7 protein-coding genes are annotated in these 8,309 nt (G+C 72.6%); all 7 read right to left on the minus strand.

Translation table 11 applies throughout. From position 1 onward, the window contains the following. Positions 1 to 8: 8 nt before the first annotated feature. Positions 9 to 1,454: a SidA/IucD/PvdA family monooxygenase gene (locus tag ABZ953_RS36870; RefSeq protein WP_361733444.1), complete on the minus strand. Its 1,446-nt coding sequence runs from the start codon at positions 1,452 to 1,454 to the stop codon at positions 9 to 11. Then, entirely contained in the window at positions 1,451 to 2,896 is a 1,446-nt protein-coding gene (locus ABZ953_RS36875) for an aminotransferase class V-fold PLP-dependent enzyme (RefSeq protein ID WP_361733446.1), read from the minus strand. The genes ABZ953_RS36870 and ABZ953_RS36875 overlap by 4 nt, the downstream gene beginning before the upstream one ends. Before the next feature lie 206 nt (positions 2,897 to 3,102). Then, entirely contained in the window at positions 3,103 to 3,975 is an 873-nt protein-coding gene (locus ABZ953_RS36880; RefSeq protein ID WP_361733448.1) for an NAD(P)H-binding protein, read from the minus strand. Positions 3,976 to 4,150: 175 nt separating this feature from the next. Continuing rightward, positions 4,151 to 6,739, minus strand: a complete 2,589-nt coding sequence (pepN, locus tag ABZ953_RS36885; RefSeq protein WP_361733450.1) for an aminopeptidase N — start codon at positions 6,737 to 6,739, stop codon at positions 4,151 to 4,153. A 72-nt stretch (positions 6,740 to 6,811) separates the two neighbouring features. After that, positions 6,812 to 7,249 (minus strand): BON domain-containing protein, encoded by a 438-nt coding sequence (locus ABZ953_RS36890; protein ID WP_361733452.1) that lies wholly within the window; start codon positions 7,247 to 7,249, stop codon positions 6,812 to 6,814. 81 nt (positions 7,250 to 7,330) lie between these two features. Next, positions 7,331 to 7,702 (minus strand): chorismate mutase, encoded by a 372-nt coding sequence (locus ABZ953_RS36895; RefSeq protein ID WP_361733454.1) that lies wholly within the window; start codon positions 7,700 to 7,702, stop codon positions 7,331 to 7,333. Between the two features lie 11 nt (positions 7,703 to 7,713). Next, positions 7,714 to 8,309 (minus strand): helix-turn-helix domain-containing protein (locus tag ABZ953_RS36900; protein ID WP_361733456.1); only part of this gene is annotated, 596 nt, incomplete at its 5' end.

Genomic DNA, 8,309 nt, shown 5'->3' on the forward strand with positions numbered 1-8,309 from the left:
CGGGGGCGTCAGCTTTTGAGGGGTACGAGGTTGCCGCGCTGTTCGCCGATGCGGCCGGTGGTGCCGGTGCCGGTGTGCCGTTCGGGGGTCTGGAGTCCGAAGCTGGTGAACGCGGTGCGGTCGGGCAGCGGGTAAGGGGTGCGGTTCGAGAGGGAGTTGAGGATGGTGGCGCTGCGCCAGGCGGCGAGGCCGAGGTCGGGGGCGCCGACGCCGTGGGTGTGGCGTTCGCCGTTCTGTACGTAGACCGAGCCGGTGACGGAGGGGTCGAGGAGGAGGCGGTACTGCGCGTCGATGCGGGGGCGGGCGGAGGAGTCCTTGCGGATGTAGGGGTCGAGTCCGGCGAGGAGTTGGTCGACGGGGCGTTCGCGGTAGCCGGTGGCGAGGACGACGGCGTCGGTGGTGAGGCGGGAGCGGGTGCCTTGTTGCAGGTGTTCGAGGTGGAGTTCGACGCGGGTGCTGGCGACGCGGCCCGCGGTGCGTACGGAGACGCCGGGGGTGAGGACGGCGTCGGGCCAGCCGCCGTGCAGGGTGCGTCGGTAGAGCTCGTCGTGGATGGCGGCGATGGTGTCGGCGTCGATGCCTTTGTGGAGCTGCCATTGGTGCGGGACGAGGCCGTCGCGTACGGCTTCGGGCAGGGCGTGGAAGTAGCGGGTGTAGTCGGGGGTGAAGTGCTCCAGGCCGAGTTTGGAGTACTCCATGGGGGCGAAGGCCTCGGTGCGGGCGAGCCAGTGGATCTTTTCGCGGCCGGCGGGGCGGGAGCGCAGCAGGTCGAGGAAGATCTCGGCGCCGGACTGTCCTGAGCCGATGACGGTGATGTGTTCGGCGGTGAGCAGCAGGTCGCGGTGGTGGAGGTAGTCGGCGGAGTGGATGACGGGCACGGTGGGGGCGTCGGCGAGGGGTTTGAGGGGGTCGGGGATGTGGGGGGTGGTGCCGATGCCGAGGGCGATGTTCTTGGTGTAGGTGCGTCCGAGGGCTTCGGCTTCGCCGTCGGTGTCGAGTTGGGTGAAGTCGACTTCGAAGAGGTCGCGTTCGGGGTTCCAGCGGACGGCGTCGATCTGGTGTCCGAAGTGGAGTCCGGGGAGGTTCTCGCTGACCCAGCGGCAGTAGGCGTCGTATTCGGCGCGCTGGATGTGGAAGCGCTCGGCGAAGTAGAAGGGGAAGAGCCGTTCGCGGGTCTTGAGCCAGTTGAGGAAGGACCAGGGGCTTGCGGGGTCGGCGAGGGTGACGAGGTCGGCGAGGAAGGGGACTTGGAGGGTGGCGCCGTCGATGAGGAGTCCGGGGTGCCAGTGGAAGTCGGGGCGCTGTTCGTAGAAGGCGGTGTCGAGTTCGCCGAGGGGTTCGGCGAGGGCGGCGAGGGAGAGGTTGAACGGGCCGATGCCGATGCCGACCAGGTCGCGGGGGTCTTCGGGGGTGGTGAGCGGCCGGGGGCCGGGGTGGTCGGGTGTGCCGGTCATCGGGGGGTGCTTCCTTCCGGGTGGTCGGGGGCGGCCGCGGTGATGGGTGCGGTGGTGGGTGCCGGGTCGGGCTCCTCGACGAGTTTGAGGAGCGCGGCGAGGTCGCCGGGCCGGGTGTGGGGGTTGAGGAGGGTGGCCTTGAGCCATCGGCGGCCGTCGAGGTCGGCGCGGCCGAGGACGGCGGTGCCTTCGGTGAGCAGTCGCCTGCGGATGTGGGCGATGTGGTCGTCGGTGGCGTTCGTGGGGCGGAACAGGACGGTGCTGATGGCGGGGGTGTCGTAGAGCTCGAAGCCGGGGTGTGCGTCGATGAGGTCGGCGAAGTCGCGTGCCTGGTCGCAGACTTGGTCGACGAGGGCGCCGAGTCCGGTGCGGCCGAGGGCCTTGAGGGTGACGGCGATCTTGAGTACGTCGGGGCGCCGGGTGGTGCGCAGGGAGCGGCCGAGGAGGTCGGGGAGTCCCGCGTCGGTGTCGTCGTCGGCGTTGAGGTAGTCGGCGCGGTGGGTGAGGGCGTGCAGGTCGCGGGGGTCTCGGACGGCGATGAGGCCTGCGGCGGCGGGTTGCCAGCCGAGTTTGTGCAGGTCGAGGGCGACGGTGTCGGCGCGGTGGAGGCCGTGCAGCTGCTTCTTGCGGGTGTCGCTGAAGAGGAGTCCGCCGCCGTACGCGGCGTCGACGTGGAGTCGGGCGCCGTGGGCGGCGCAGAGGTCGGCGATCTCGTCGAGGGGGTCGATGAGTCCGGCGTCGGTGGTGCCGGCGGTGGCTGCGACGAGGAAAGTGCCGGGTGGGCCGCCGAGTTCGGTGAGGGCTTCGTCGAGGGCCGCGGGGTCGAGGGTGCCTGCGGGGGCGGGCACGGTGACGGGGTCGGGGAGGCCGAGGAGCCAGGCGGCGCGGGCGAGGGAGTGGTGGGCGTTCTCGCCGACCAGGAGGCGGACGGGGCCGGGGTTGGCAGGGGTTTCGCGGGCGAGGAGCAGGGCGAGTTGGTTGGCCTCGGTGCCGCCGGTGGTGACGAGGGCGTCGCCGCCGTCGTGGATCTCGGCGGCGAGGGCGCGGGTGACGAGTGCTTCGAGTGCGGTTGCCGCGGGGGCCTGGTCCCAGGAGTCCATGGAGGGGTTGAGGGCGGAGGCGGCCAGGTCGGCGGCGGCGGCGACGGCGAGCGGTGGGCAGTGCAGGTGGGCGGCGCACAGGGGGTCGGCGGGGTCGGCGGCGCCTTCGGCGAGGGTGTGGACGAGGGTGCGCAGGGCGTCTTCGGGCCCGGTGCCGTGGTGCGGGAGGATGGGGTCGGCGGCGGCGCGGACGCGGTCGGCGACGGCTTCGGGCCCGCCTGCGGGGAAGGGGCCGCGGCGGGCGGCGGCCCCGGTGTACAGCCCTTCGAGTGCGGCGGCGAGCAACGGCCGCAGGGCGTCGGGTCCTTGGGCGCCTCCGGCGAGGGGTGGCGGGGTGCTCATGGGCGGTCCTTCGGGTGCGCGCGTACGGGGGGACCAGCCTGTACGGCGGGTGGCCCGGTGCGCCCGGATACGGGGGCGAGGGAACCCGAAAGTGGTACTGCCGTGCGGAGAAAACGTGTTGGGGCGGGTTGGGGTGCTAGGGCCTGTGTCGTACGCGCGGGGCGGGGCCGCCAGGACGTGCGGGCCCGCCCCGGTACCGGTACCCGTCAGGAGCTGAACGCGTCCTTGTGGTCCGTCGCCCACTGCTCGAATGTGCGGGCGGGCTGGCCTGTGACGGCCTTGACGGTGGTGGTGATCTCCGGTTCGGCGCCGACCGCCTCGCCCCAGGTGCGGAGGATGGCGGGGAGCATGTGGGGCGGTACGTGCGGGAAGAGCTCGGGCCGTACGTCCTGCGGGGGTACGTCGATGAAGCGCAGGGTGCGGCCGAGTGCGGCGCCGATGGTGTGCACCTGCTCCTCGTTGGTGACCGGTTCGGGTCCGGTGAGGCGGTGGACGGCGCCCTGGTGGCCGTCGTCGAGGAGGGTGCGGGCGGCGACTGCGGCGATGTCCGCCTCGTGGACGGGGGCGCTCACGGCGCCCGGGTAGGGGCCGCTGACGGTGTCGCCGGAGCGGATCTGGGGCGCCCACTGGAAGGCGTTGGTGGCGAAGGCGTTGGGCCGCAGGAAGGTCCAGGCGAGTCCGCTCTCGCGTACGTGGTCTTCGAGGCGGGCGTGCTGGACGTAGATGGGGTGGGTGGTGTCGGCGCCGTCCTGGACGATGCCCGAGGAGAGGACGGTGACGTGCCGGACGCCGTGCGCGCGGGCCGCTTCGAGGAGGGCGGCGGTGTGCGTGCCCACGGCTCGGGCGTGCAGGAAGAGGGCGTTCGCGCCGTCGAACAGGGCGCTCAGGTCGGCTGGTTCGGTCCGGTCGGCCGGTTCGGTTTGGTCGCCGGTCAGGTCGAGGCGGGCCACGTCGGCGCGGTCGGGGAGCGCCGCGCGTTCGGGGTCGCGGGTGAGGGCGCGTACGGGCGCGTCTTCGGCGAGGAGGTGGCGGACGAGGGCGCTGCCCACGTTTCCGGTGGCACCGGTCACGACGATCACGAGGGGCTCCTTGCTGGCGCGGCCCGGCCGGTCTGCTCCGGTCCTGGTGCCGGGGGGGGCGGCCCGGCGGGGCCGGACCGGCTCCGGGTCACCCTAGGGCGGGTCCGCGGGGCCCCGGGTCGCCGCCGGGGCCAAGGGGCGCGGGTACCGGGCCCCGCGCCCCCTCACACCTCCGTCAGCCCTTCTCCACTCCTTGCCGTACACGCAGCGCCCGTGCGAGGTCGTCGAGTTGGTCGACGAGCTTGCGGCGCAGGGCCGGGGTGAGGTCGGCGTCGCGCAGGCACCGCTCGCCGAGCCGGAGCGTCTCCGTGTCCACGAACGGCAGCGGGAAGGCGTACCGTCCCGCCGCTTCGGCCATGGCGGGTCCGCGGCGGGCGGCGAGGGCGACCGCGTCCTCGAAGTAGCGCGGTACGTACTCCCGTACGAGGTCGGCCTGTCCGGGCTGCCAGAAGCCCTGGGCGGTGGCGGTGAAGAGGTAGTTCGACAGGTCGTCCGTGGCGGCGAACATGGCCTCCCACGCGGCCCGCTTGGCGGTGGCGTCGGGCAGCGCGGCCCGGCAGCGCGCCGCGCCCTCGCGTCCTGTGGCGCTCGGGTCGCGGGCGAGTTCGGCCTCGATGGCGCTCTCGTCGGTCGCGTCGAGCGCGGCGAGCCGGCCGAGGGCGCGCCAGCGCAGCTCCGGGTCGAGCTCGGGGCCGCCGGGCACGGTGCCTTCGGTGAGCCAGGCGTGGAGCGGCGCCGCCTGGGTGGCGACGTCGATGGCGCCGCGGACGGCGGTGAGGCGGAGGCCGGGGTTCGAGCCGTCCTCGGTGCGGCGGATCAGGTCGCGGCAGAGTTCGCCGAGGAGGGCGAGGGCGGCGGGCCGCTCCTCGGGGGTGGCGAAGCGGTCGGCGATGTGGGTGGTGGCGAAGGCGAGGACGCCCTGGACGATCGCGAGGTCGCTCTCCTCGGGGAGGTGCGCGCGGGCGGCCGCCAGGTAGGCGGCGCCCGCGAGTTCGCCGTCGCGGACCATGTCGCGCAGGCTGTTCCACAGGACGGCGCGGGTGAGGGCGTCGGGGACGCCGGACAGGCCGTGCAGGGCGGCTTCCTGGGACGCCTCGTCGAGGCGGACCTTGGCGAAGGTGAGGTCCTGGTCGTTGAGGACGACCAGGGCGGGGCGGCCGCCGTCGCGGGTGATGTCGCCGCCCGCGGGGATGTCCGTCTCGAAGCGCTCGCGCAGGACGAGGTCACGGCTGCCGGAGAGGTCGCGGTCGTAGACGCCGACGGCGATGCGATGGGGTCGCCCGGCCTCCCGGGCCGGATCGCCGTCCCGGCCCGGATCACCGTCCCGGCCCGGATCGCCGTTCCGGCCCGGCCCGCCGTCCCGGTCGACCGCGAGCGTCCAGGCGCGGCCGCTGTGCGTGACCTTCGAGGTGAGGGTGTCGACGCCGGTGGTGCGCAGCCACGCCTCGGCCCAGCCGTGCACGTCGCGGTCGGTGGCGTGGGCGAGGGAGTCGATGAAGTCGGCGAGGGTGGCGTTGGCGAACTTGTGGCGGGCGAAGTGGGTGTTGATGCCCGCGAGGAAGTCCTTCTCGCCGAGCCAGGCGACGAGCTGGCGCAGGGCGCTTGCCCCCTTGGCGTACGAGATGCCGTCGAAGTTGAGCATCGCGGACGCGGTGTCGGGCACGGCGTCGGGGTCGGGGGCGACGGGGTGGGTGGAGGGGCGCTGGTCGGCGTCGTATCCCCAGGACTTGCGGGCGACGCCGAAGTCGGTCCAGGGGTCAGCGAAGCGAGTGGCTTCGGCGGTGGTCTGGAAGCCCATGTACTCGGCGAAGGACTCGTTCAGCCAGATGTCGTCCCACCAGGTGAGGGTGACGAGGTCGCCGAACCACATGTGGGCCATCTCGTGGGCGATGACCATGGCGCGGGTCTGCCGCTCGGTGTCGGTGACGGCGGAGCGGTAGATGAATTCGTCGCGGAAGGTGACGAGTCCGGGGTTCTCCATGGCGCCGGCGTTGAACTCGGGGACGAACGCCTGGTCGTAGGAGTCGAAGGGGTAGGGCTCGTCGAACTTCTCGTGGTAGCGGTCGTAGCAGGCGCGTGTGATGCCGAGGATTTCCTCGGCGTCGGCGTCCATGAAGGGGGCGAGCGACTGCCGGCAGTGGATGGCGAAGGGCAGCCCGCGGTGCTCGGTGCGCACCGAGTGCCAGGGTCCTGCGGCGACGGCGACGAGGTAGGTGGAGATGAGCGGGGTGGGGGCGGCCCGCCAGGTGCCGTCGCCGATGTGCTCGGTGACGCCGTTGGCGAGGACGGTCCAGCCCTCGGGGGCGGTGGCGGACAGCTCGAAGACGGCCTTCAGGTCGGGCTGGTCGAAGGCGGCGAAGACGCGCTGCACGTCCTCCATGAAGAGCTGCGTGTAGGTGTAGGTCTCGCCGTCGGTGGGGTCGGTGAAGCGGTGCATGCCCTCGCCGGTGCGGGAGTAGTGCATCGCGGCGTCCACGCGCAGTTCGTGCTCGCCCGCGGTGAGCCCGTCGAGCGCGAACCGGTTGTCGACGAGGCCCGCGGGGTCAAGGGGCCGCCCGTCGAGGGTGATGGAGCGCAGTTCGGCGGGCTTGAGCTCGACGAAGGTGGCGCCGTCGGTGCGGGCGCCGAACCGGATGACCGTCCGGGAGTCGAAGGTGTCGCGGGCGGGATCCGCCGCCCGGCTCAGATCCAGCTCGACCGTGTACCGGTGGACGTCGATGAACTGGGCTCGGGTCTGCGCTTCGTCGCGCGTCAGTACGGGCATGGGCCCATGCTGCCCGATGGCACGGGGATCGGTGTAGGGCTCAGATCTCAGAGCCGTGCCGTCGCCGCCCGGCTACTTGGGGGCGCGCAGCACCCAGCCTGGGGAGGTCTGGTCGGGGGCGGGCGCGAGCGGTGCGTTGGCTCGCTGGAGCTTGCCGACCGCGGACCGGTCTCCGTAGACGCGCAGGGCGAGGTCGCTCAGGGTCTCGCCCTCCCCCATCGTGACGAAGCGCGGCGGAATGTCCTCCTGGCCTGACTCGACGAGGTCTTCGACCGAGGTCACGCCGTAGGTGTTGCCCAGGGCCAGGAGGATCTTCTCCTTCTGCTCCTGCACGGCGGCGTCCCCGGAGACGCTCACTGTGGTGCCCTCGACCTCCACCACGAAGTGATCGTGTGTGAGGCCGAGCTTTTCGAGGCGGTCCTTGAGCTGCTTGGCCGCCTTCGCGCCCTCGGCGTCCAAGGGGGCGTCCAGAGCGTGCCCCGCGGTCTTCCTGAACTCGTAGGTCGTCACGTTCTGATCCTTTGCTCCACCTGCGGACCGTCCTCGGTGTTCCCCGAAACTATCGGAGCATGGCGTCCGAGAGCGACAGGCTCAGGTCGGATCGGCTCCACCACTGGTCAGCGGCTTCTCGGCGATCTGCTCGTGGTGGCGGATGACCTCCGCGATGATGAAGTTGAGCAGCTTCTCGGCGAAGGCCGGGTCGAGCTTGGCGTTTTCGGCGAGTTCGCGCAGGCGGGCGATCTGGCGGGACTCGCGGGTGGGGTCGGCGGGTGGCAGGTGGTGCTGGGCCTTGAGGTGGCCGACCTGCTGGGTGCACTTGAAGCGTTCGGCGAGCATGTGGACGACGGCGGCGTCGATGTTGTCGATGCTGTCGCGCAGCCGGGACAGCTCGGCGCGCGCGGCCTCGTCCGGTGCGCCGGCTCCCGGCGCGCTGTTCTCGTCATGGGTGTGGCTGGTGGTCATGGGTCACGAGCCTACGTTGCCGGTCCGGGGCCGCCACCAGCGGAAGAGCGCAAAACAGGTGGGTGGTCCGGGTCGGGTATCCGGTGCGACCAGCCGCCTGGTACGGCCCTTCCCTGCTGGTCGCGGAAGCGTACGGGGGCCATTCCGACCCGGCGGGTGAAAAGGCGGGAAAAGTACGCGGGGTCGTCGTATCCGACGCGGCGGGCGACGGAGGCGACGGGCAGTTCGGTGGCGGCGAGGAGTTCCTTGGCGCGGCCCAGGCGGATGCCGAGAAGGTAGTCCTTTGGGCTACAGCCGGCGCCGCGCCGCACGGCGGTGCGCAGTTCGGCGGGGGTCATGCCGTGCCGGGCGGCATGCTCGGCGACGGACAGGGGCTGGAAGGCGTCGCGGGCCAGGGCCTGGAGGACGGGGTCGCCGTCGGGGGCGATGTCGGCGCGGGCGCGGCGCAGCGCGACGAGGAGTTCGTGGACGGCGGCGCCGGTCTCGACCTCCAGGAGGGGGTTGCCGCGGCGGGCGGCGCGGGCGCCCGGGTTGGCCCGGGTGTAGCCCTCGGCCATGTGCGAGGCGCCCTCGACGTGGCGGGCGAGGGTGTGGTCGATGCCACCGC

Origin of the sequence: Streptomyces sp. NPDC046465 (genome assembly GCF_040646035.1) — a bacterium.
Classification (GTDB): Bacteria; Actinomycetota; Actinomycetes; order Streptomycetales; family Streptomycetaceae; genus Streptomyces.